We start from the raw sequence: 21,444 nt of genomic DNA, 5'->3' as shown, positions 1-21,444 counted from the left end.
GCTTGTGGTTGGTTGCGCTCGTTTTTCATGCGCCCGCTTCTGAAATGACCAGGTTGATGACGTGGCCGTCCCGCTCCGCGCGCAGCTCGGCCAGAGCACCGCCGCGCACGAGTAGGGAATATGCCCGGGTGGCGCGCTCGCGGCCAAACCACGCCACCACCACCCGGCTGCGCAGTCGAAGGGCCCGGTCGGCCCAGTCGTTGGCTTCGGTGGGGGCTTCCGCCAGCGAGAACGTGGGTTTCACAAACCGGTAAAAGGGCGCCACAACGTCCTGCACCCACGTCAGGGCGGCATTGCCGACGATGGTTAGCGGAAACTCATCGGAGGTGTGCTGGCCAGACAAGCTCACCAGCGGCACCCGATAGGCGGCCTGGTACAGCAGGTACAGCCACGACGCCTCCGACCCGTAATAAGCCGTGAAATAAAACACCGACTCATCGCCGCCAAAGTAGGCCACCGCGCCCGTGGCCTCGCAGCGCAGGTAGGGCAGGTTGTAGGCGTCGGTGAACACCTCCCAGCGCTGGGCCGGCTGCTCGGGCGCGTCGGCGTTGCGCACCTCAAGGGCGTAGCCCGGCGGGAAACGCAGGGTCTGGCTGAGCAGCTTGTTGAAAGCGGGCGGGCGCACGGTTTCGCCCACCGTCGGCACCGCAAAATGGCGCAGCTGCCTTGGCTGCGTAAGCGCAGCTACCGGCGCAATGCCCTCCGAGGTCATCGTAGGCAGCAATTTTTCCGGGTGCCCTTTCGAAGCGCCGGTTATTTTCTGCAGCGTTTCTGCCAGCCGTGGCGTCGCGGTGTGGGCTGGTGCGAGGCTTTCGGCGGCCGGCTCGGCCACGTAATACGCCAGCGGATAAGCCAGCGTGCGCGAACCCACATACGGCGTGGCCTGCACCTGGAAATGCAGGTGCGGCTCGGGCGAGCGACCCGAGTTGCCGCAGGTGCCCACAATGTCGCCGCGGCGCACGTAGTCGCCCATTTTCACCGGCACGGAGTGGGCGCGCAGGTGCGAGAGCTGGGTATAAAGGCCCGGCGCGTGGCGCAGCACCACGGTGTTGCCCCAGTTCTGGGCGGTGTTCACTTCGCCAATGGCGTTGTCCTCGATGTGCTGAACGACTTCCTCCACCACGCCGTCGGCGGGGGCCAGCACGGGCTTGTTGTAGGCGTAGAAGTCGGAGGGCGAGAGGCCGGCGCCGTGGTAGGTGCGCCCGTCGGCGTCGGCAATGGCGAAGTCCAGGGCCGCGCCCCAGTCGCCGAGGTGGGTGGGGCCGCCGTCGCGGTAGCCCTGCGTGCAGCGCCACGCGCCCAGAAAGGGCAGCGTGAGGGCCACCGCGCCCTGGTGGGCCAGGCGCACGCGGTCGGTGGCGTGGGCGTAGAGGTTGTGCTCGGGCGAGTAGCGCTGCACCGGCGTGAGCACCAGCCCCGCGCCCGGCCGTTCGCGCAGCAGCAGCACGTACAAAAACAGCAGCGCCGTGGCGCAATAGGGCAGCGAGAGCGTGGGCAGCCCCAGCTTATCGAGCGCCGCCGTGAGGCCGGCCAGCAATACCACCGTCACGGGCACGCTGCCCACGGCCCAGCCGTAGCTCGCCGCCGACGGGATGACAAACACGCCGCCCACCGCAATGGCCGCCACCATGTAGTTGGCGCCCAGGTTGTACTCGTTGAGCCCGCCGGCCGCCGGGCCGGCCAGCGCATGCAGCCCGTAAGCCACCAAAAACGCCAGCACCGACAGCGAAAACGCAATGCGCGAGTGCCACAGCAAGCCGCCCGCCACCAGCAGCCCCGCCACCGCGCTGTCCTGAAACAGCACTGCGCCCAGCGCCCGCAGGTAGGTGGCCAGCAGCGGCGGCCAGGGCCAGTCGCCCACCCATTGGGCCAGGCTCACCAGGCGCGGCCCGCCCACGGCATACACGTCATTGAGCCAGTACACGCTGCCCTCGCCCGGGGCCAGGTGCAGCAGGGGGCCGCTGCCCAGCAGCAGCAGCCACACCGTGAGCAGGAAGGGCAGCGACAGAAACGGCAGCCCGCGCCCGCCCAGCCAGCCGCCCAGCGCCACGCTCAGCAGCAGGGCCAGGCCCGCGCCCACCACCACCAGCCCCGCCAGCGCCCAGCCCGGCGCATAAAACGAAGCCAGCGCCAGCCCCGTCAGCAGGGAGTTGAAGCTGTAGGCACCCACGTCGGTCCATTCTTTGTTGAAGCCGGCCAGCCGGGCACCGGCCACCGCCAGCCCTGCGCCCACCAATCCCGCCACGCCCGCCGCCGGGTGGCTAAATGTGACCAGCAGCAACACCGCCGCAAACCCCCGATGCTGCGAAAAGAACAGCATGGAGTAGCTGTGCAGCACGGCGCGGAAGAAAGAAGTAGCGGGGCTGGTCATTGTAAATGCGCCGGAATCTGCTCCAGCTGCTGCAAATATTCCAGCGTTTCGGCGGCTCGTATCAGGTGCACCTGGCCGGCCTGGTCCACCAGCACCACGTTGGGGCGCAGGTTGATGAACTGCTGCCACTGGCTCAGGTTGTAGGCGCCCACTTTGTGCACCAGCACGTGGTCGTTGGGCGCGAGCAGGGGCAGGGCAATGCTTTCGCGCAGCATGTCGATGTTCATGCACAGCGGGCCGTAGAGCACGGTGGGCTCGGTGTGGTTCGAGAATTCGCGGGTGGGGCTGATGTGGTGGTCGTACCAGAAAGACGTGAAAAGCAGGTTCACGCCAAAGTCCAGAATGGTGGCGCGGCGGCCATCGGCCAGCCGCTTGTTGGCCAGCACCGTGCCGATGAGCGAGCCGGCGTCGTCGACCAGGGCGCGGCCGGCTTCCAGCACCAGCGTCGGCAGCTCGCCCGATTTAAAGCCCGCGCCGAGCAAGGCCCCGGTGATGGCCTCGGCATACTCGTCCAGGCTGGGCACGGTGTCGGTGGCGGGCAGGTAGGCGCCTTTCAAGGTGTTGGTGGAGGGAAAGCCGCCGCCCAGGTCGAGGTACTGAATGGTCGTGTTCAATTCCCGCTCACAGCGCAAAGCCAGGGCCGCCAGCTTGGTAGCCGCCGTGCCGTAGGCGGCCGTTTGCAACACGTAGGTGCCGATGTGGCAATGCAGCCCCACCAGCTCCAGCTGCCCCGACGCCACGATGCGGCCCAGCGCCTGCCAGGCCTCGCCGTTTTCCAGGTTGAAGCCGAACCGGTCCCACTGCGGCACAATGCCGGCGTCGAGGTTCACGCGCAGGGCCACGCGGGGACGCTGCGGGCGGCCGGCGGCCACGTCCAGCAGCAGGTGCAGCTCGTCGGCGTGGTCGAGGTGAATCACGGCATCCACCGCGCAGGCCCGCTCCAGGTCGGCCCGCCGCTTGCCGGGGCCGTTGAAGAGGATGTGCGGGCCGGGCACGCCGTTGAGCAGGGCTTTTTCCAGCTCCATGCCGCTCACCACCTCGGCCCAGGCGCCCTCCTGGTGGAAGGTGCGGCACACGGCGTTCAGGTAGTTGGTTTTGTACGACCACGCCAGTTGCACCTGCGGATAGCGCGTGCCAAAGGCGCGCACCGCCGCCTGGTAGCTGCGCCGCAGCTGCCGCTCGCTCAGCACAAACAGCGGCGAGCCGAACCGCGCCACCAGCTCGTCCACCGCCACGCCGTCAATCGCCGTCACGGCCCGGGCCCCGGCGCGCGGGCCGAACTTGTTCAGCGCGCCGGCCGTGAGCTTGCGAAGGGTGGGGCGTTCGTAGGGAAGTTTCATGGGGGTAGGTGGAGGTGGCGTGCTGGTTCAAGAACGTCATGCTGAGCGCAGTCGAAGCATCTCTACCGCAGGAGTAATTCTTTCGATTGAGTTGGCTGCGCGGTAGAGATGCTTCGACTGCGCTCAGCATGACCACCTTTGGGCTTCAACGGCACTCCGCTTCAAAGTTCGCCCAGCGCGGCCACTTGCTGGAATTGGGTATGGTCGGTAATGAGGTCCCAGGCATAGCGCACAAACATTTTGCCCACGGCGTACTCCTCCATCATGGTCACGGGCAGGCCCAGGGCCAGGCGCAGCAGGGCCGCCGGCTGGTTTTGGCCCGCGGCGGCCGTGAGGTAAATCCAGGCCGGAAACCGCGGATTGATTTCCATGATGAACAGCTCGCCGCTGGCCGAACGCATGATTTCCAGTTCGAAGCCGCCGCGCCACTGGGTGGCCTCGGCAAAGCGGCGGGCCAGGGCCAGCAGGGCCTCGTCGGCGAGGGTGATGCCGGCCCAGGCCTTGCCTTTGTCGGTGATGGTGAGCTTGCGCATGGGCACCACGCTCAGGGCCCGGCCGTGGCCGTCGCCCAGCCCGGCGATGTTGATTTCCTGGCCCGCCACAAACTGCTGCGCGATGAGCGGCACGCCCCAAAGCCCGCTCAGCCGCAGAAACGCCTGTTCGGCCTGCGCCAGCGAGTGCACCACGGCGGCGTCGTAGTAGCGGCCTTTCAGCACCAGCGGCCAGCCCAGGGTTTCGGCCGCGGTGGCCAGCTCGGCGGCGTGGTGGAGCGGGCGGCTGGCCGGCACGTGCAGCCCGTGGGCCGCCCCAAAAGCCGGCAGGTTCAGCTTGTCGCGGGCGTCGAGCTGCGCCAGCGTGGGCAGAAAGGTGTGCATGCCCAGTGCCCGCAGCTGGGGCGCCAGCTTGATGAAATTGTACAGCTCGGCGTCGAAGTTGGGAATGAGCACGGCCACGTCTTCCTGCTCGCGGATGTAGCGCAGGCGCTCCAGCAGCGCCGCGGTGCCGGCCGAAGGGTAGGGGAGCTGGTAGGTGCGGTCCACCAGCTCGCGCAGGTAGATGCCCGGCTCCAGCGCCTCGTAGCTGAGCCCGACGATGCGCAGGTCGAAGTCCGGCGTTTCGCGCAGGGCGCGGATGACGGCCACGCCCGGGCCGGGGCTGTCGGTGGCGTTGAGGCCGGTCACGGCCACGGTGAGCCGGGGGCGGGCAGCAGAAAGAGGCACGTGGGGCGGGGTTAGTCTAGCAGGTTGAAGTCGCGCAGCTGGGCCAGCAGGTCGTCCCAGTCTTTTTCGAGCTGGCCGGGGGCCACGTCGTAGCGCGCCAGAATGTCGGCTTTGATGGCCGCCGGGTTCAGGCCTTCCTTGGCGCGGGCCAGGATGTCGGCGGCCAGCGGGTTGGCCGCGAACGAGTCGCCGGTGGCGGGGTTGAAGATGAAGCCGGATTCGCTGGTGGCAATGTTCTTTTTGAGCTTCATGAACTGGGTGTTGAACGGGGTAGAGACGCATACTTGCGTCTCGCCGTTGGCTGATGTTGTATGGCCTGGTGGCGCGTTCTGGGGCTTTGGCACGTCACCGTTCAACGGCGAGACGCAAATATGCGTCTCTACCCCAGGCAAGCCTCTACGGTATCACCTCCACCCAGCCCTTGTATTTCTGGCCGTCGGTGTACGTCACGAGGTAATAATACATGCCGCCGGCCCCGGCGCCGCCCCACCTGAAGCCGCGCTCCGACGAAGAAAACACGGCCTGGCCCCAGCGCGAGAAAATTTTGATGCTGGCAAACTTGCGGTCGCAGAAGTCGACCGGCAGGCTGGGCATCATAAAGAAATCGTTCTGGCCGTCGCCGTTCGGCGTGATGACGTTGGGCGGGCGGAAGGCCAGCGAATCGCCCTTCGGCGCCACCACGAAGCGGATGAGGCGCTCCTGCGGCAGCGGCTCGCAGGGCCCGGCTTCGGCCAGCCGGAAGCGCACCAGCAGGCTGTTGTTCGTTTTGGCCTGGCCCACGGCGGCGCACGTGGGCTCCCAGGTGAAGGTGGCGCTGGCCCGGCCCTGGCCGTTTTGGGCCGTGAATTTCATGTCGGCATCGGCCAGGTTGAAGCCCGCGCCGGCGGCGCTGAGCGTGAGGGCGTTCAGGTCGGCGTCGGTGCCGGTGAGGGTGGCGGTGTAGCGTTCGCCCAGCGTGAGGCGCACCACGGCCGGCGCGTCGTCGGACACGGGCAGCGGCGCGGGCGGAAACGTGGTGCTGAGCACCGGCGCGCGGTTGGGCCGCGAGGCCGCCGTGAAGGCAATGCGAATGGTGTCGTGCTTGGGCAGGCTGCAGCCGTTGTCGGCCACGATGACGTCGACCAGGTACACCTTGCCTTTGGTATCGATGCAATCCGGGAAGCAGAGCGTGGTCACCAGCGTATCGGGCTGGCCGGCCGCGTGCACCATGCCGGTAGTGGACGTGCTGAAAATGGGCCCCGTGGTGGTGAAGTTCACCGCGCGGCTGCTCATGCTCAGCACCGAGCTGGGGTCGGGGTCGGTGTAGCGAATGGTGAGGCAGCGGTTGCCGCCGGGCTGCAGGCGCAGCGTGTCGCGGCCGGGGCGGTAGGCGGCGGTGCTGCCCGGCGCCCGCACTTGCAGCGTGGGCGCCACGTTGGTGGGGCAGTTCAGCACGTAGAGCTGGAAATCGCGGCGCGTCTCGCCAATTTTCACGCCGCGCCGGTACTCCGTGCAGCGCACCCCAAACACGTACAGGCCCAGGTCGCGGGGCCGCACCGTGAGGCGGCCCGTGCGCGCATCAATGCCCAGCGCGGGGCTGCCCGGAATCTGGTTGTTCACGTTCAGGCCCGGGTTCCAGCTGATGGTGGAGTAGGGCGCCGGGCCGGCCTGGGTCAGCAGCGGGTTGGCGAAGGTGGCGTGGCCGTTGAGGGGCGTCACCATGTCGTAGGCCAGCGAGTCGCCGTCGGGGTCCTGGCCGCCAAAGTCGTAGTAAAACAGCTCGTTGCGACAGGCGTAGTCGCCCAGAGGCGGAAAAATGCGCGGCGTCGAGTCGATGAACGCCGCGCCGTTGCGCACCACGGCCGGAAATTCGAGGTAAAAGGTCTGGGCCGCGTTGCCGGGCGCCACAATGTTGGTGATGGTCACGTTGCGGCAGCAGCGCTCCACGGCCACGTAGTAGCCGCCGGGGTTGTTGTACACGCTCGGGCCCAGAAAAATATCCTGCGTGTACACCAGCTTGCGGGTGCTGAGCGAGCCCACGGTGCAGGCCGGGTTGGTGTAGTTCACGAAGGTGTTGCTCACGCGGGGCAGCACCACGTCGACGACGCGCTGGTTGGTGGTTTTGTTGAAGATGCTGGCCGTGAGGTTGTCGTCCAGCGCGCCCGCGCTGCCGTTGATGGCGTCAAAATACAGGTTCAGGGTGAGGGCATACGTGTTGCCGGACTTGTACTGCAAGTCCAGCTCGCCGCCCACAATGTGCGTGGCCGAGGCCGCCAGCGGCGCCAGCAGCACCAGCAAGGCCAGCCACCACCCCCGAAAAGTGCCCAAAGCCGTCCAAGTATATTTCATAACCAATAAGATAGCAAAAAAAAGAGTAACTCGGCCCCGCCAAAGCCTGGCCGGGCGCCGAAGCACCCGGCCAGGCCCGGCCAAAGCCCGGACCCGCGGCCCGGCAACCAGCAAGTTAGTTGGCGCCGCCGGTCTTGGTGGTGTCGGCCGTGGTGGTCGTGCTCGGCTTCTTGCAGTCTTTGCCGCCGGCCGGGCGCACGTTGTCTTTCTCGCAGCCCGAGAAGCTGCTCATGGAGCACAGCAGCGCGGCAGCGCTAAGCAGGCGAAGAGTGGTGGATAAACGCATAAGGGTGAAAATGAAAAAGGGTGAAAAAATGAGAATTCGGAAAGGAAGAGTAGGGGTAATGCAATAGACAATAAGAAGATAACGACGAGGCAAAGGCTATTGAATGTTGCCGCCCACGGCCAAGCCGCTGGGCACGGTGACGGGCACGCTGCGGTCGAAGCTGGTGGCGGTGAGCGACTGCAGAAAGGCGATGATGGCCTGCGGGTCCTGCACGCGGGCCGGGAAGAGCGGGTCGCGCTGGCCGGGGGCTACGCGGGGGTTGGCGGTGGGCGGCGCGCCGGGCGGCGGCGCATAGAAGGCCAGCACCGCGCCCAGGTTGGGCTGCGTGCCGCTGTGCATGTAGGGCGCCGTGAGGGCCACGTTGCGCAGGCTGGGCGTGCGGAAGGCGTAGGAGTTGTTGGCGCCCGCGTCGGAGGCGGCGTTCTTGGGGTTGTCGGCCACGCCCAGCACGTGCAGCTGGTAGTCCGAGAGCATGGGGCCGCTGTGGCATTTGGCGCAGCCGCTGCTGATGAAGGCGTTCAGGCCCTGCACCTGCTGGGCCGAGAGGGCGGTTTTGTCGCCGCGCAGGTACTTGTCAAACGGCGCATCGGTTGCCAGCAGGGTGCGCTCGAAGGCGGCCAGCGCCTTGCCGAGGTTGGTGGCCGTGACGGGCGCGGGCTCGGCAAACGCTGCGCTAAACATCGATGCATACGCCGGGATGCGCCGCAGCCGCGCCACCGCCGTGTCGAGGGCGGCGCTTTCGCTGCAGGCGGGGCCGCGCATTTCTTCCAGCGCCGCAATGGGCTGCACCGACTGCGCTTCGAGCGACTGGGCCCGGCTGTCCCAGAACATCGCGGCCCGGGCGGGGTCGTAGCTGCCGCCGTTGGTCAGGCCGTTGAAGGCCGTGTTGAGGACCGTGGGCGTGTTGCGCTTGGCAAACGGAATGGCGTTGGGCTGGCGGAAACGGCGGGCCGTGCCCAGGCCCTGCCCGTTCACGCCAATGGCCAGGTCGATGGCGTCGGCGTAGCCGTTGGCGGGGTGGTGGCAGCTGGCGCAGCTCACGTCCTTGCCGCCCGAGAGCACCGGGTCCCAGAACAGGGCGCGGCCCAGCGCGATTTTGGCTGGCGTGCCGGGGTTGTCGGCCGGCGCCGGGGCCGAGAGGGGCAGGGCGCCCAGCACGCTCAGGTCGTCGTTGGAGGGCGTGGCGTTTTCCGATTCCTTGTGGCAGGCCACGGCCAGCAGCAGCGTGGCCGCTGCCAGCATGGAGGCTACCCGGGGGAGTAATGATGCGGCCATGAGCAGGAAAGCAGGCAGGTTGGGAAAGAGAATTGCAGCGCGTTTTATCAAAGGTGCTCTTCCTCTTTCCGCAGCGCCCGCTCCAATCGCCGAGTTGGGAGGGGGCGTCGCCCATTTCCCGCATTCGCCAGCCAAATCCCGCCGCCAAACCTCCGGCCCGGCCCGATTTCCGGCCACATGGCTCAGAAATGCCGAATGGCCGGCAAACTTGCCCGGCTGGCCGATGTGCGCCGCGCCGCCACAGGCGCGGGTTGTAGCTTGCGCCATCTTCATTTGATAGTCTAATCAATGCCCCTCCCGCCGCTCCGCTCTGCCTCCACGCTGCTGCTGCACGCCCTGGTATGGGGACTGGTGGCGGTGCTGCTCTGGGCCCAGCAACCCGATTACCCGGGGCCGAAGCCGACGGAGTTCTGGCTCACGCAGGCCGTGGTGTTTGGGCTGCTGGGGGGCGTGTTCTACCTGAACGTGGGCTGGGCGGCGCCCCGACTGCTCTACGCCCGCAAGGCCTGGGCCTACGTGCTGCTCAACGCCGGCCTAGTGCTGGGGGTGCTGGCGGTGCACCGCCAGGTGGAGCAGCGCCTGCGCGTGCCCGAGCTGGTGGCCGCTGCCCGCGAAGCCGTCCTCAACCCGCCCAACCCGTGGTCGAGCCCGCGCCCGCACCCCCTCACCGGGCCCGACGAGGGCAGCCCCGTGTTCAACACCGGCGTGCTGCTCATCACGCTGCTGGTGCTGGGCATTGCCACCAGCCTCGCGGCCATGCAAAAAGGCCAGCGCGACGCCGAAATCCGTCTGGAGCTGGAGCGCCGCCAGGTGGCCACCGAGCTGAGCCTGCTCAAGGCCCAGATAAACCCCCATTTCTTCTTCAACACCCTCAACAATATTTACGCCCTCACGCTGCTCGACGGGGAGCAGGCCCGCGTGGCCCTGCACCGCCTCTCGCGCATGATGCGCTACGTGCTGTACGAGTCGCCGGCCGGCCACACGCGCCTGAGCCAGGAAATTAGCTTTCTGCAGGACTACATCGACCTTATGCACCTGCGTCTTACCAACAAAGTGCGGGTGCAGTTTGAGCGGCCCGACCCGCTGAGCCCCGACCCGTTCATCGCGCCCATGCTGTTTCAGCCCTTCGTCGAGAACGCCTTCAAGCACGGCGTGAGCGCCACCGCCCCCAGCTGCATCAGCATACAGCTGCGCCAGCCCTCGGCCACCACCGTGGAGTTGCGCGTGCGCAACACCCTGTTTCCCGACCGCCCCGATGCTGACGCCGACGACGAGCCCGGCGGCATCGGGCTGGCCAACACCCAGCGCCGCCTCAACCTGCTGTACCCGCACGCCCACACCGTCACCGTCACGCCCCGCAACGCCTCCAACGAGTACGAAGTATGTCTGAATCTGAAGCTGTAGCCCCGTTCATCATCAACTGCGTGGCCGTCGACGACGAGCCGCTGGCCCTAGGCTTGGTGTGTTCCTTCATCGAGCGCACGCCGTTTATGCGCCTGGTGGGCCGCCACGAAAGCGCCGTGGCCGCCCTGCGCTCCCTGCACGAGCGCCCCGACGCCCACCTGCTGTTTCTCGACATCAAGATGCCCGACCTCAGCGGCCTGGAGCTGGCGCGGGTGCTGCAGTACGGCCCGCGCGTCATCTTCACCACGGCCTTCAACCAGTACGCGCTGGAAGGCTTCCGCGTCGATGCGCTCGACTACCTGCTCAAGCCCTTCAACTATGAGGAATTTTTGCGCGCCGCGCTCAAGGCCAAGGCCTACTTTGAGATGAAGCAGGCCAGCGAAGCCGCCCCCGCCGCGGCCCCGGCGCCCGCGGCGCCACCCGTTTCTCAGCCCGAAGAAGACCACATCTACCTGAAGGTGGAGTACCAGCTGGTGCGCGTGGCCCTGGCCGACATAGTGTACGTGGAAGGCCTCAAGGACTACGTGAAGGTGCATTTGGCCAGCCAAACGCGGCCGCTGCTCTCGCTTACCAGCCTGCGCAGCATGGAAGAAAAGCTGCCGGCCGGCAAGTTCATGCGCATTCACCGCAGCTACATCGTGGGGCTGGGCCACATCCAGGCGGTGGGGCGCGGCACGGTCCAGATTCAGGGCGAAACCTTGCCCGTGAGCGACGGTTATCGGGAAAGCTTCGACCAGTTTTTCAGCCGCTGGAAATAAGTAGAACACGCACCGGAAAATGGTGATAAATTCACGCTGACTTAATAAAAGACGGCCTAACTTGCAAGGGTCTATGAGCGAGTCTTTGCCCAACTATTTCGACACCGATGGCCGCCCCGAGTCGGCCGCCGACGCCGAGCGCAAGCTCAAGGTGTGGGCCGCCCTCAACGCCGTGGACCAGGGCCTGCTCAGCCCCGAGGAAGTGCTCGACGCCTACGGCATCAGCGCGCAGGAAATGGAGCAGCACCGCGCGGGCTGGCAGGATTTTGAAACCGGGAGCCGATAGCCGGCGCGGCAGGCCCACCGGCGGTATCGGGCACGGTTGGGACGGCGCACGCCGTGGCCCCACGGCGTGAGCGAGGCCCGCCCCCGAATGTGCGGCCCCGCCGATTAACTTTGCAGGCTAGCCTCCCTATCCATGCAAGAGTATTCTTCTTCCGCCTCTTCTACGCTGCCTCAATTGCCCAAAGCGCCCACCGGCATCGAGGGGCTGGACGAAATCACCGAAGGCGGCCTGCCCAAGGGCCGGCCCACGCTCGTTTGCGGCAGCGCGGGCTGTGGCAAAACCCTGATGGGCATTGAGTTCCTGGTGCGCGGCATCACCGAGTTCGACGAGCCCGGCGTGCTCATGGCCTTCGAGGAAACCGCCGAAGAGCTGACCGCCAACGTGGCCTCGCTGGGCTTCGACCTGAAAGATTTGCAGGCCCGCAGAATGCTGCGCGTCGACCACGTGCACGTCGACCGCTCCGAGATTGAAGAAACCGGCGAGTACGACCTCGAAGGCCTCTTCATTCGCCTGGGCTACGCCATCGATTCCATCGGGGCCAAGCGCGTGGTGTTGGATACCATCGAGTCGTTGTTTTCGGGCTTCCCCAACGAGAGCGTGCTGCGCTCGGAAATTCGCCGGCTGTTTCGCTGGCTAAAGGACAAGGGCGTGACCACCATCATCACCGCCGAGCGCGGCGACGGCACCCTCACGCGCCAAGGGCTGGAAGAGTACGTGTCGGACTGCGTGATTCTGCTCGACAACCGCGTGATTGACCAAATCACGACCCGCCGCCTGCGCGTGGTGAAGTACCGCGGCAGCACCCACGGCACCAACGAGTACCCTTACCTCATCACCGGCGAAGGCATTTCGGTGCTGCCCGTGACGTCGCTGCGCTTGGAGCACCAGGTGTCGAACGACGTGGTATCGTCGGGGGTGCCGGCGCTGGACGAGATGTTTGGCCGGCGCGGCTTCTTCGTGGGCAGCAGCGTGCTCGTGACCGGCACGGCCGGCACGGCCAAAACCACGCTCGCCGCTTCTTTTGCCCAGCAAATATGTCAGGAGGGCAAGCGCTGCCTGTTTTTTGCGTTTGAAGAATCGCCGCAGCAGCTCATGCGCAACATGGCTTCGGTAAGCATTGGCCTGGAAAACCACGTGGCCGAAGGCCGCCTGCGCATCGAGGCTTCGCGCCCCACCCTCAACGGCCTGGAGCAGCACCTCGTGACGCTGCACCGCCTGGTGAAGGAGTTCCGCCCCGACGCCGTGGTCATCGACCCCATCACCAACCTCATCACGGTGGGCAACCTCTCCGAAGTGCGGAGCATGCTCACGCGCCTCATCGACTTCCTGAAGGTGAGCGGTATCACGGCCTACTTCACGGCCCTGGTGAACGGCGGCATGGGCCGCGCCGAGATGACGGAAGAAGGCGTGTCGTCGCTGGTCGACACGTGGATTTCGGTGCGCGACCTGGAGGGCGTGGGCGAGCGCAACCGCGGCCTGAGCATCCTCAAATCGCGCGGCATGGCGCACTCCAACCAGGTGCGCGAGTTCATCGTGACCGACGGCGGCATCGAGCTGCTCGACGTGGTGCTGGGCCCCACGGGCATCGTGACGGGCGCCAGCCGCCTCACCCAGCAGCTGGAGGAGCACGCCCAGGCCCTGGCCGCCCAGCAGGAAGCCGAGCGCCGCGACCGCGAGCTGGCGCGCCGCCGCCGCATGCTGGAAGCCAACATTGCCAACCTGCGCACCGAGTTTGAGTCGGTGGAAGAGGAGCTGCGCCAAATCAGCACGCACGAGCAAACCCGTCAGGAAGCCCTGCAAACCGGCAAGCAGCGCATTGTAGCGGCCAACCCGCCGGCGGTAAAAACGCCGCCAACCGGCCAGCCCGGCAATTAATCCGTATACCCGAGTTGCCTCCGGCCTCCGCATTTAGTACCCTTTCCATGGCTGAAGATTTGAACGACCCCCTCGGCGACGAAACCTGGGAGCTGCGCCTGTACGTGGCCGGCCAAACGCCCAAGTCGGTGACGGCCGTGGCCAACCTGCGCAAGTATTGCGAGCAGCACCTCAAAGGCCGCTACAAGCTGGAGGTCATTGACTTGCTGGTGAACCCGCAGCTGGCCGAGGGCGACCAGATTCTGGCCATCCCCACGCTGGTGCGCAAGGTGCCCGAGCCCATCCGCAAAATCATTGGCGACCTCTCGAACGAGGAAAAGGTGCTGGTGGGGCTCGATGTGCGCCCCATGCTGAAATAACCCTGGCCGATGGAACCTGAACCATTTCCGGATTTTCTGGACCCTTCCGAGCGCCCGGGCCCCGAATACTTGTTGCACCTGTACATCACGGGGGCCACGCCCAATTCGACGCGCGCCGTCCGCAACATCAAAGACATCTGCGAGCAGCACCTGAAAGGGCGCTACGAACTGCTGATAATAGACGTGTACCAACAGCCCGAACTGGCCCAGGAGCACGACCTCATCGGCGTGCCCACGCTCATCAAGCTGCGCCCCGGCTTGGTGCGCCGCATGGTGGGCGACTTTACGGACCGCGCGCGGGTGCTCAAGGCCCTGGGCGTGGTGTCGCCCCTCGACGACCCGGCCGGCCATGAGTAAACCGCCGCCCGTGGACCTGGCCCGTGAAAACGAGGCGCTGCGCGACCAGCTGGAGGAAGCGCAGGAGCTGATTCACGCCATCCGCTCGGGCGCCGTGGACGCGCTGGCCGTGCAGGGCAGCGAGGGGCCGCGCATTTTCACGCTGCAGGGCGCCGACCAGGGCTACCGCACCCTCATCGAGCAGATGAACGAGGGCGCCCTGCTGCTGAGCGAAGACGCCACCGTGCTCTATTGCAACGCCTGCTTGGCCGGGCTGCTGGGCCTAGCCATGGGCGAAATCATGGGCAGCGCTTTCGAGAGCTTCGTGCCGCTGGCGTTTCGCGACTACTGGGCCGAATTGCTGCGACAGGGATGGGAGGGCAAAAGCAAGGGCGAGCTGCCGCTGAAAAACCGCGCCGGCGCGCTGGTGCCGTTTTCGGTGAGCATGAACGTGCTGAGCTTCAACGAGACGCCCACGCTGGCCATGATAGTGACGGACCTGTCGGCGCAGCGCGAAATCACGGCCATTCGGGCGCAGGTGGAGGAGCAGAACGCCCTGCTCGACCGCCAGAGCGAGGAACTGAAGCGCGAGGAAGCCGCCCGCCTGGCCGGCGAGCGCGCCGCCGCCGAAGCCAGCCGCCTGCTCGAAGGCATTTCCCAGATAGCCTGGACGGCCAGCGCGGCCGGCGAAAACACTTACCGCAACCGCCGCTGGTACGACTACATCGGCCACGAGCCCGGCGAAGGACTGGCCGTGGACCGCTCCTGGCGCGCCCGCCTGCACCCCGACGACGCCGTGGCTGCCCAGGAGCGGTGGGAACACAGCCTGCGCACCGGCGAGCCCTTCGAGGTGGAATGCCGCATCCGCAACGGCGCCGGCGAGCACCGCTGGATGCTGGGGCGCGCCCTGCCCTCGCGCAACGAGCAGGGCGAGATTATGCAGTGGGTAGGCACCTACACCGACATTCACGAGCACAAGCTGGCCCTCGAGCGCATCGACCAGGGCCAGCGCCAGCTGCGCGAAAACAACGCCCAGCTCATGCGCGTGAACGTGGACCTGGACAACTTCATCTACACGGCTTCGCACGACCTCAAGGCGCCCATCAGCAACATCGAGGGCCTGCTCGACGCCTTGCTCCTGGAGCTGCCGCGCGAAACCGTGCAGAGCGAGCCCGTGCGGCCCATTCTGGACCTGATGCAGGACTCGGTGAACCGCTTCAAGCGCACCATTGAGCAGCTCACCGACGTGAGCAAGCTGCAAAAGGAGCACGGCCTGCCCACCGAGCCCGTGCACTTGGCCGAGGTGGTGCGCAACGTGCGCCTCGACCTCGACCCGCTCATCCAGAGCACCGGGGCGCAGCTGCTGGTGGACGTGGACGCGGTGCCCACGGTGCTGTTTTCGGAGAAAAACCTGCGCTCGGTGATTTTCAACCTGCTGAGCAACGCCCTCAAATACCGCGCCCCCGACCGGGTGCCGCGGGTGCGCCTGCAGGCCCGGCCCCAGGACGCGGGCGTGCTGCTCGAAGTGGAGGACAACGGCCTGGGCCTGGACGCGGCCAGCGAGCAAAAGCTGTTCGGCATGTTTCAGCGCTTTCACGACCACGTGGAGGGCTCGGGCATCGGGCTCTACATGGTGAAGAAAATGGTGGAAAACGCCGGCGGCCGCATTGCCGTGCGGAGCGAGCTCGGCCGGGGCACCACGTTTTCGGTGTACTTTAGCCGGTAATCCTTGGACCCGCGTGCGGTTCAGGCGCCCGTTTTTCGTCTGTCCCGCTCATGCAAAAGCTTACCTGCGCTCTCCTTGTCGACGACGACCAGACGACGAACTACCTCAATAGCCTGCTGATTAAGCGCCTGAACATCACCGACCGTCTGCTGGTGGCCCTCAACGGCCAGGAAGCGCTGGAGCTGGTGAAAATTCATTGCCAGGCCGCCAGCCCCGACTGCCCGGCCCTGATTCTGCTCGACGTGAAAATGCCCGTCATGGACGGCTTTCAGTTCTTGGCTGCTTACGACCAGCTGCCGCTGCCCGAAAAGCAGGCCATCATCATCGTGATGCTCACCACCTCGCTGCACCCCCAGGACGTGGACCGCGTGCAGCGACTCAACATCGCCGGCTTTCTCAACAAGCCCCTGACCCGGGACAAGCTCAACGACGTACTGAGCAAGCATTTCAACCGCCATTTGCCGGAGTAAGGGCTAGCTCGGTTATACTTGCCGTTCATTATGCCACGCCTCCTCCGCACCACTTCCGACAACGCCGATTTCCGCGCCCTCGTGCAGCTGCTCGACCAGGACCTGGCGCGGCGCGATGGCGACGAACACGCATTTTACGCGCAATTCAACAAGATTGACCTGATAAAGCACGCGGTGGTGGCCTACGCCGATGACGAGCCCGTGGGCTGCGGCGCCATGAAGGAATTTGCGCCCGACCACATGGAAATCAAGCGCATGTTTGTGGCGCCCGCGCACCGGGGCACGGGCGTGGCCCCGGCCGTGCTGGCGGAGCTGGAGCGCTGGGCCCGCGAGCTGGGCTACGCCGGCTGCGTGCTCGAAACCGGCAAGAAGCAGCCGGAAGCCATTCGGCTGTACGAGAAAAGCGGCTATGCCCGCACGCCCAACTACGGGCAGTACGTCGGCGTGGAAAACAGCGTGTGCATGCGCAAGGAACTGCGCTAGGCGGTTTGGCAGGGCCCTTGAACGAAGTAGAGACGCAACATATTGCGTCTCTACCCCGGTCCCGTACCTTGCGGGCATGTCCGATTTCCGTTTGCGCGTGTTTGCGGCCGTGGCCCGGCACCTGAGTTTCACGAAGGCGGCGCAGGAGCTCTTCGTGACCCAGCCCGCCGTGACCAAGCACCTGCACGAGCTGGAAAAGCAGCACGGCCAGCGCCTGCTGGAGCGCCGCGGCAACCGCGTGGCCCTCACCGAAGCCGGCCGCCTGCTGCAGGCCCACGCCGAAGCCGTGGCCGCCTCGGCCCAGCAGTTCGAAGACCAACTCCTGGCCCTGCGCGACCCCGACGAAGCTGCCGGCCGCCTGCGCCTGGGCGCCAGCACCACCCTCAGCCAGTACGTGCTGCCGGGCTTGCTGCCCGCTTTTCAGGCCCGGCACCCCAAGGTGCGCCTCACCCTGCTCAACGCCAACTCCGAGCGCATTGCCGAGGCCCTGCTGCGCAACGAGTTGGACCTGGGCTTTGTGGAAGGCCGCACCAAAAGCCGCGACCTGCACTACGAGCTGCTGCTGCCCGACGAGCTGGTGGCCGTGCGCCGCGCCACCCCCGCCGGCCCGCCGGCCGCACCCGTGCCACTGGCCGAGGCCCTGGCCCACCCGCTGGTGCTGCGCGAGCGGGGCTCGGGCACGCTGGAGGTGCTGGAGTTTGCCCTGCGCGAGCTCAAAATCAAGCTCAGCAGCCTGCAGGTGGCGTTTTATTTCGATAACACCGAGGCCATCAAGGCCTATCTGGAGGCGGCGCCGGAGGCGTTGGGCTTCGTGTCGCGGCGGGCGCTGACGCGGGAGCTGGCCGCCGGGCTGCTCGAAGTAGTGCCCATCGCAGGCTTGCAGCTGGCCCGGCAGTTTGAGGCGGTGTGGGTGCAGGGGCAGCCACTAGCCCGCGCGGCCCAGCGGTTTCTGAGCTTTGCGCAAGCCGAGTGCAAGACTTTGGTATAACCTGAGGTTATTTCAAATAACATTTTGCCATTATCCGACAGGTGAGCACAGGCGTAATTTTGGGGCGCAAACTCCTCCCGCCCAATGCCTCAGCTACTACCCAATCTCACCGAAAACACCGGCGCGGCCCACCAGGGCCCGTTTCGGCGTTTCCATGCACCGCACACGCTGCTGGGCGCAACGTTTACGCTGCAGCAAGTGGTGTTTGGACTGGTGCTGCTGTACTGCCTCTCGCCGTGGGCTTCGCCGCCGGTGGCGCTGGCGCTGGGCTTGGTGCTGGCCCAAACCGTGGGCAACCCGTTCGGGGCCCACACCAAAAAGGCCACGGCCAAGCTGCTGCAGTTTTCGGTTATCGGGCTGGGCTTTGGGATGAACGCGCACGCGGCGGTGCAGGCCGGGCGCGAGGGCCTGCTGTTCACGGTGGCGTCCATTTGCGGCACGCTGGTGCTGGGCTACTTCGCGGGCCGCTGGCTGAAGCTGAACCGCTCGGTGACGCACCTGATTTCGTGCGGCACCGCCATTTGCGGGGGCTCGGCCATTGCGGCGGTGGCGCCGGTGCTGCGGGCCAAGGACGAAGAAATCTCGGTGGCGCTGGGTACGGTGTTCGTGCTCAACGCGCTGGCCTTGTTTGCGTTTCCGCCCATCGGCCACGCCCTGGCCATGACGCAAAACCAGTTTGGGCTGTGGTGCGCCATTGCCATTCACGACACCAGCTCGGTGGTGGGCGCGGCCGCGGCCTACGGCGACCAGGCCCTGCAGGTGGCCACCACCGTGAAGCTGGCCCGCGCGCTCTGGATTATTCCGGTGGCGCTCGGAACCGCTTTTGCCTTCAAGCAAAAAGGCGTGAAGGTGAAGCTGCCGTATTTCATCCTGGGCTTCATTGCGGCCATGCTGCTCAACACCTGGCTGCCGGAAATGAAGCCCGTGGGGGACGTGCTGGTGCGCCTGGCCAAGGTGGGTCTCACTGTGACGCTGTTTTTCATCGGCGCGGGGCTGTCGGCCGGGGTGCTGCGGGCGGTGGGGGCGCGGCCCTACGTGCTGGGCGTGTTGCTGTGGGGCGTGGTGTCGGTGGTGTCGCTCTACGTCATTCTGCACGCGGTGTAGGCAGAAATTTCGCAGGTTTCGCGCCGCATTCCGTACCGGCGGCGGGGTGGTCGCCCCGTTCCTTTGCAACGCGGTTCGGCCCCCGGTTGTTAAGGCAGGGCACCGCCGTATAAGCGGACGTTAGCCGTTGCCTGCGCCATGTCTCCCTCTCCTGAAAATACCGAAACCGCGACCCTCGACATCGAAGGCATGACCTGTGCCTCGTGCGCGGCGGCCGTGGAAAAATCGCTCAGCCGCGCGCCGGGCGTGCAAAGCGCGCTGGTCAACTTTGCCACCGAAAAGGCCACCGTGCAGTACCGGCCCGGCCAAGCCAGCCCCGCCACCCTCAAGGAGGCGGTGGTGAACGCCGGCTACGGCGTGGCGGAGCGCGCCCCCGACACCAGCGCCGCCGACCGCCAGGCCGAAATCGACCGCCAGAAAGCGCTGGCCTATGCCAAGCTCAAGCGCCGCTTCTGGGTGGCCGTGGGCCTGGCTGCCGTCATCATGCCCTTGAGCATGCTCATGCTGTGGCCGGCGGCGATGGCGCGCGTGAACATGCAGTGGCTGAATTACGGCCTGCTGCTGCTCACGCTGCCCGTGCTGCTCTACAGCGGCCGCGAGTTTTACAGCTCGGCCTGGAACGGCTTCCGGCACCGCTCCGCCAACATGGACACGCTCATTGCGGTGGGTACCGGCGCCGCGTTTCTATACAGCCTGGCCGCCACGGTAGCGCCCGGCTTCTTCGTGCGCCACGGCCTGCTGCCGGAGGTATACTACGACACCACGGCCACCATCATTGCCCTCATTTTGCTGGGCAAGGTGCTGGAGCTGCGGGCCAAGACCCAAACCTCGGCCGCCATCCGCAGCCTGATGAGCCTGCAGGCCAAAACCGCCCGCCTGGTGCGCCCCGGCGGCCAGGAAGTGGATGTGCCCATCGAGCAGGTGCAGCTCGGCGACGTGGTGCTGGTGCGCCCCGGCGAGAAAGTGGCCACCGACGGCGTCGTGACCGACGGCCAGTCGGCCGTGGACGAGGCCATGCTCACCGGCGAAAGCCTGCCCGTGGCCAAAAAAGCCGGCGACGCCGTGTTCGGGGCCACGCTCAACAAGACCGGCGCCTTTCGCTTCCGGGTAACCAAGGTGGGCGCCGACACCATGCTGGCCCGCATTGTGAAGCTGGTGGAAGACGCCCAGGGCAGCCGCGCGCCCATTCAGCGCTTGGCCGATAAGGTGAGCGCCATTTTTGTGCCCACGGTGGTGGTCATCGCCATTCTCACCTTTGTGCTGTGGTTCGATTTGGCGCCCGTTTCCACCCGCTTGCCGTTGGCGCTCACCAATTTCGTGGCCGTGCTCATCATTGCCTGCCCCTGCGCACTGGGGCTGGCCACGCCCACGGCCATCATGGTGAGCACCGGCAAAGGGGCCGAATACGGCGTGCTCATCCGCAACGCCGAGGCGCTGGAAAAAGCCCACCAGGTAAACACCGTGCTGCTCGACAAAACCGGCACCATCACGCGCGGCGAGCCCGCCGTGACCGATTTTCTGCCGGCCCCGGGCCACGAGGCCGCGCCGCTGCTGCAGCTGGCGGCTGCTCTGGAACGGCAAAGCGAGCACCCGCTGGCCGAAGCCGTGGTGCGCTACGCCGACGCGCAGGCCGCGCCCGCGCTGCCCGCCGCCGATTTCCGGGCCATCGAAGGCAAGGGCGCGGCGGCTACCGTGGACGGGCGGGCCGTGCTCATCGGCAACCAGCGGTTGCTGCGGGACGAGAGCGTAGCGCTTTCGGCCGACCTGCTCCAACAGGCCGAGCAGCTGCTGGCCCAGGCCAAAACCGTGCTCTACGTGGCCGTGGCCGGGCAGGCCGTGGCCGTCATCGGCGTGGCCGACGTGGTGCGCGAAACCTCCAAAGCGGCCATTCAGCAGCTGCAGGCACTGGGCATTGAAGTGGTGATGATGACTGGCGACAACGCCCGGACGGCTGCCACGGTAGCCGCTCAGGTAGGCATCGGGCGCTACTTTGCCGAAGTGCTGCCCGGCGACAAGGCCGCCAAAGTGAAGGAGTTGCAAGCCGAAGGCCGCACCGTGGCCATGGTGGGCGACGGCATCAACGACGCGCCCGCGCTGGCCCAGGCGGATATCGGCCTGGCCATGGGCGGCGGCACCGACGTGGCCATGGAAGCCGCCGACATCACTCTGATGCGCTCCGACTTGCAGGGTGTGGTGACGGCCATCGCGCTGTCGCGCCAAACCATTCGCACCATCCGGCAAAACCTGTTTTTTGCGTTTGTGTACAACACGCTGGGCATTCCCATTGCGGCGGGGCTGCTGTATCCGTTTTTCGGCTGGCTGCTGTCGCCCATGCTGGCCGCCGGCGCCATGGCACTGAGCTCGGTGTCGGTGCTCACCAACTCGCTACGGCTGCGGAGTTTTTCGGCGAAGCAGTAGCAGAACGCCATGTCGCGCTAAATCAAATCATGCCATGGACTCTTCCGAAATCATCGTCACCATTGCCGGTTTGGCCCTGGCCGCCTTCGTCGTTTGGTATTTCTTTTTTTCGGCCCGCCAAACGGCCAGCGCCGTGTCTTCATCGGGCGGCGTGCAGGAAGTCGACATCACCGTGAAGGGCGGCTATTCGCCCGACGTAATTGAGGTGGAGCGCGGCAAGCCGGTGCAGCTGCACTTCTACCGCGACGAAGAAAACAGCTGCTCCGAAGAGCTGCTGATGCCCGATTTCAGCGTGCGGCGCGACCTGCCTGCCTTCCAGACCACGCTGGTGGAGCTGCTGCCCCAAGAGGCCGGGCGCTTCGACTTCACCTGCGGCATGGGCATGCTGCGCGGCACGCTGGTAGTTAAATAATCATC

Annotated in this window: 20 protein-coding genes; 13 read left to right on the top strand and 7 right to left on the bottom strand. The window is 66.3% G+C overall.

The genetic code is table 11. The features are described from left to right. Positions 1–25 precede the first annotated feature (25 nt). From IC234_RS19605 to IC234_RS19575, 7 genes are all read right to left on the bottom strand, one after another. On the bottom strand, positions 26–2,371 hold the full coding sequence (locus IC234_RS19605) for an urea transporter (protein WP_190927993.1): 2,346 nt from the start codon (positions 2,369–2,371) through the stop codon (positions 26–28). Next, positions 2,368–3,711 carry a type III PLP-dependent enzyme domain-containing protein gene (locus IC234_RS19600; protein WP_190927991.1) on the bottom strand — a complete coding sequence of 448 codons (1,344 nt, stop codon included), beginning with the start codon at positions 3,709–3,711 and terminating at the stop codon, positions 2,368–2,370. The genes IC234_RS19605 and IC234_RS19600 overlap by 4 nt, the downstream gene beginning before the upstream one ends. A 161-nt stretch (positions 3,712–3,872) precedes the next feature. Continuing rightward, positions 3,873–4,931, bottom strand: coding sequence for an ATP-grasp domain-containing protein (locus tag IC234_RS19595; RefSeq protein ID WP_190927989.1), 1,059 nt, complete (start codon positions 4,929–4,931; stop codon positions 3,873–3,875). Between the two features lie 11 nt (positions 4,932–4,942). Then, positions 4,943–5,182 (bottom strand): PqqD family protein, encoded by a 240-nt coding sequence (locus IC234_RS19590; RefSeq protein WP_190927987.1) that lies wholly within the window; start codon positions 5,180–5,182, stop codon positions 4,943–4,945. Positions 5,183–5,327: 145 nt separating this feature from the next. After that, positions 5,328–7,259 (bottom strand): T9SS type B sorting domain-containing protein, encoded by a 1,932-nt coding sequence (locus IC234_RS19585; RefSeq protein WP_190927985.1) that lies wholly within the window; start codon positions 7,257–7,259, stop codon positions 5,328–5,330. 115 nt (positions 7,260–7,374) lie between these two features. Next, positions 7,375–7,545, bottom strand: coding sequence for a hypothetical protein (locus IC234_RS19580; RefSeq protein WP_190927983.1), 171 nt, complete (start codon positions 7,543–7,545; stop codon positions 7,375–7,377). A gap of 96 nt (positions 7,546–7,641) precedes the next feature. Beyond that, positions 7,642–8,820: a cytochrome-c peroxidase gene (locus IC234_RS19575; RefSeq protein WP_190927981.1), complete on the bottom strand. Its 1,179-nt coding sequence runs from the start codon at positions 8,818–8,820 to the stop codon at positions 7,642–7,644. A 288-nt stretch (positions 8,821–9,108) separates the two neighbouring features. On the opposite strand from IC234_RS19575, the gene IC234_RS19570 reads away from it, so the two are divergent. From IC234_RS19570 to IC234_RS19510, 13 genes are all read left to right on the top strand, one after another. Beyond that, on the top strand, positions 9,109–10,224 hold the full coding sequence (locus IC234_RS19570) for a sensor histidine kinase (protein ID WP_190927979.1): 1,116 nt from the start codon (positions 9,109–9,111) through the stop codon (positions 10,222–10,224). Further along, entirely contained in the window at positions 10,203–10,982 is a 780-nt protein-coding gene (locus tag IC234_RS19565; protein WP_190927977.1) for a LytR/AlgR family response regulator transcription factor, read from the top strand. Before IC234_RS19570 ends, IC234_RS19565 begins: the two co-directional genes overlap by 22 nt. A 73-nt stretch (positions 10,983–11,055) precedes the next feature. Beyond that, positions 11,056–11,268: a hypothetical protein gene (locus tag IC234_RS19560; RefSeq protein ID WP_190927975.1), complete on the top strand. Its 213-nt coding sequence runs from the start codon at positions 11,056–11,058 to the stop codon at positions 11,266–11,268. Positions 11,269–11,400: 132 nt separating this feature from the next. Further along, complete coding sequence (gene kaiC / locus IC234_RS19555) at positions 11,401–13,143, top strand: circadian clock protein KaiC (RefSeq protein ID WP_190927973.1); 1,743 nt, start codon at positions 11,401–11,403, stop codon at positions 13,141–13,143. A 47-nt stretch (positions 13,144–13,190) separates the two neighbouring features. After that, positions 13,191–13,502 (top strand): circadian clock protein KaiB, encoded by a 312-nt coding sequence (gene kaiB / locus IC234_RS19550; RefSeq protein WP_190927971.1) that lies wholly within the window; start codon positions 13,191–13,193, stop codon positions 13,500–13,502. A gap of 9 nt (positions 13,503–13,511) precedes the next feature. Then, the gene (locus tag IC234_RS19545; protein WP_190927969.1) at positions 13,512–13,859 is read left to right on the top strand and encodes a circadian clock KaiB family protein; all 348 of its coding nucleotides are present in this window, start codon (positions 13,512–13,514) and stop codon (positions 13,857–13,859) included. After that, positions 13,852–15,564 carry a sensor histidine kinase gene (locus IC234_RS19540; protein ID WP_190927967.1) on the top strand — a complete coding sequence of 571 codons (1,713 nt, stop codon included), beginning with the start codon at positions 13,852–13,854 and terminating at the stop codon, positions 15,562–15,564. The genes IC234_RS19545 and IC234_RS19540 overlap by 8 nt, the downstream gene beginning before the upstream one ends. A 50-nt stretch (positions 15,565–15,614) precedes the next feature. Continuing rightward, on the top strand, positions 15,615–16,034 hold the full coding sequence (locus IC234_RS19535) for a response regulator (RefSeq protein WP_190927965.1): 420 nt from the start codon (positions 15,615–15,617) through the stop codon (positions 16,032–16,034). Between the two features lie 30 nt (positions 16,035–16,064). Continuing rightward, a complete protein-coding gene (locus IC234_RS19530) occupies positions 16,065–16,517 on the top strand; it encodes a GNAT family N-acetyltransferase (RefSeq protein WP_190927963.1) in 453 nt (150 codons plus the stop codon). Between the two features lie 76 nt (positions 16,518–16,593). Beyond that, positions 16,594–17,505 carry a LysR substrate-binding domain-containing protein gene (locus IC234_RS19525; RefSeq protein WP_190927961.1) on the top strand — a complete coding sequence of 304 codons (912 nt, stop codon included), beginning with the start codon at positions 16,594–16,596 and terminating at the stop codon, positions 17,503–17,505. 84 nt (positions 17,506–17,589) lie between these two features. Continuing rightward, positions 17,590–18,609, top strand: a complete 1,020-nt coding sequence (locus IC234_RS19520; protein ID WP_190927959.1) for a YeiH family protein — start codon at positions 17,590–17,592, stop codon at positions 18,607–18,609. Between the two features lie 138 nt (positions 18,610–18,747). Then, positions 18,748–21,027: a heavy metal translocating P-type ATPase gene (locus tag IC234_RS19515; protein ID WP_190927957.1), complete on the top strand. Its 2,280-nt coding sequence runs from the start codon at positions 18,748–18,750 to the stop codon at positions 21,025–21,027. A gap of 34 nt (positions 21,028–21,061) precedes the next feature. Further along, entirely contained in the window at positions 21,062–21,439 is a 378-nt protein-coding gene (locus IC234_RS19510) for a cupredoxin domain-containing protein (protein WP_190927955.1), read from the top strand. The last annotated feature ends 5 nt before the right edge of the window (positions 21,440–21,444 follow it).

Origin of the sequence: Hymenobacter armeniacus, assembly GCF_014699055.1 — a bacterium.
Classification (GTDB): domain Bacteria; phylum Bacteroidota; class Bacteroidia; order Cytophagales; family Hymenobacteraceae; genus Hymenobacter; species Hymenobacter armeniacus.
Note: the sequence above shows the minus strand (reverse complement) of the source record. Positions and strands in the feature narration are given on the sequence as shown.

Excerpts from the sequence above, each read along its gene's own strand:
- IC234_RS19580 (WP_190927983.1), bottom strand. The coding sequence starts at position 7,545 with ATGCGTTTATCCACCACTCTTCGCCTGCTTAGCGCTGCCGCGCTGCTG.
- IC234_RS19605 (WP_190927993.1), bottom strand. The coding sequence starts at position 2,371 with ATGACCAGCCCCGCTACTTCTTTCTTCCGCGCCGTGCTGCACAGCTAC.
- IC234_RS19565 (WP_190927977.1), top strand. The coding sequence starts at position 10,203 with ATGTCTGAATCTGAAGCTGTAGCCCCGTTCATCATCAACTGCGTGGCC.
- kaiC (WP_190927973.1), top strand. The coding sequence starts at position 11,401 with ATGCAAGAGTATTCTTCTTCCGCCTCTTCTACGCTGCCTCAATTGCCC.
- IC234_RS19600 (WP_190927991.1), bottom strand. The coding sequence starts at position 3,711 with ATGAAACTTCCCTACGAACGCCCCACCCTTCGCAAGCTCACGGCCGGC.
- IC234_RS19585 (WP_190927985.1), bottom strand. The coding sequence starts at position 7,259 with ATGAAATATACTTGGACGGCTTTGGGCACTTTTCGGGGGTGGTGGCTG.
- IC234_RS19540 (WP_190927967.1), top strand. The coding sequence starts at position 13,852 with ATGAGTAAACCGCCGCCCGTGGACCTGGCCCGTGAAAACGAGGCGCTG.
- IC234_RS19515 (WP_190927957.1), top strand. The coding sequence starts at position 18,748 with ATGTCTCCCTCTCCTGAAAATACCGAAACCGCGACCCTCGACATCGAA.
- IC234_RS19590 (WP_190927987.1), bottom strand. The coding sequence starts at position 5,182 with ATGAAGCTCAAAAAGAACATTGCCACCAGCGAATCCGGCTTCATCTTC.
- IC234_RS19570 (WP_190927979.1), top strand. The coding sequence starts at position 9,109 with ATGCCCCTCCCGCCGCTCCGCTCTGCCTCCACGCTGCTGCTGCACGCC.
- kaiB (WP_190927971.1), top strand. The coding sequence starts at position 13,191 with ATGGCTGAAGATTTGAACGACCCCCTCGGCGACGAAACCTGGGAGCTG.
- IC234_RS19560 (WP_190927975.1), top strand. The coding sequence starts at position 11,056 with ATGAGCGAGTCTTTGCCCAACTATTTCGACACCGATGGCCGCCCCGAG.
- IC234_RS19545 (WP_190927969.1), top strand. The coding sequence starts at position 13,512 with ATGGAACCTGAACCATTTCCGGATTTTCTGGACCCTTCCGAGCGCCCG.
- IC234_RS19535 (WP_190927965.1), top strand. The coding sequence starts at position 15,615 with ATGCAAAAGCTTACCTGCGCTCTCCTTGTCGACGACGACCAGACGACG.
- IC234_RS19525 (WP_190927961.1), top strand. The coding sequence starts at position 16,594 with ATGTCCGATTTCCGTTTGCGCGTGTTTGCGGCCGTGGCCCGGCACCTG.
- IC234_RS19510 (WP_190927955.1), top strand. The coding sequence starts at position 21,062 with ATGGACTCTTCCGAAATCATCGTCACCATTGCCGGTTTGGCCCTGGCC.
- IC234_RS19575 (WP_190927981.1), bottom strand. The coding sequence starts at position 8,820 with ATGGCCGCATCATTACTCCCCCGGGTAGCCTCCATGCTGGCAGCGGCC.
- IC234_RS19520 (WP_190927959.1), top strand. The coding sequence starts at position 17,590 with ATGCCTCAGCTACTACCCAATCTCACCGAAAACACCGGCGCGGCCCAC.
- IC234_RS19530 (WP_190927963.1), top strand. The coding sequence starts at position 16,065 with ATGCCACGCCTCCTCCGCACCACTTCCGACAACGCCGATTTCCGCGCC.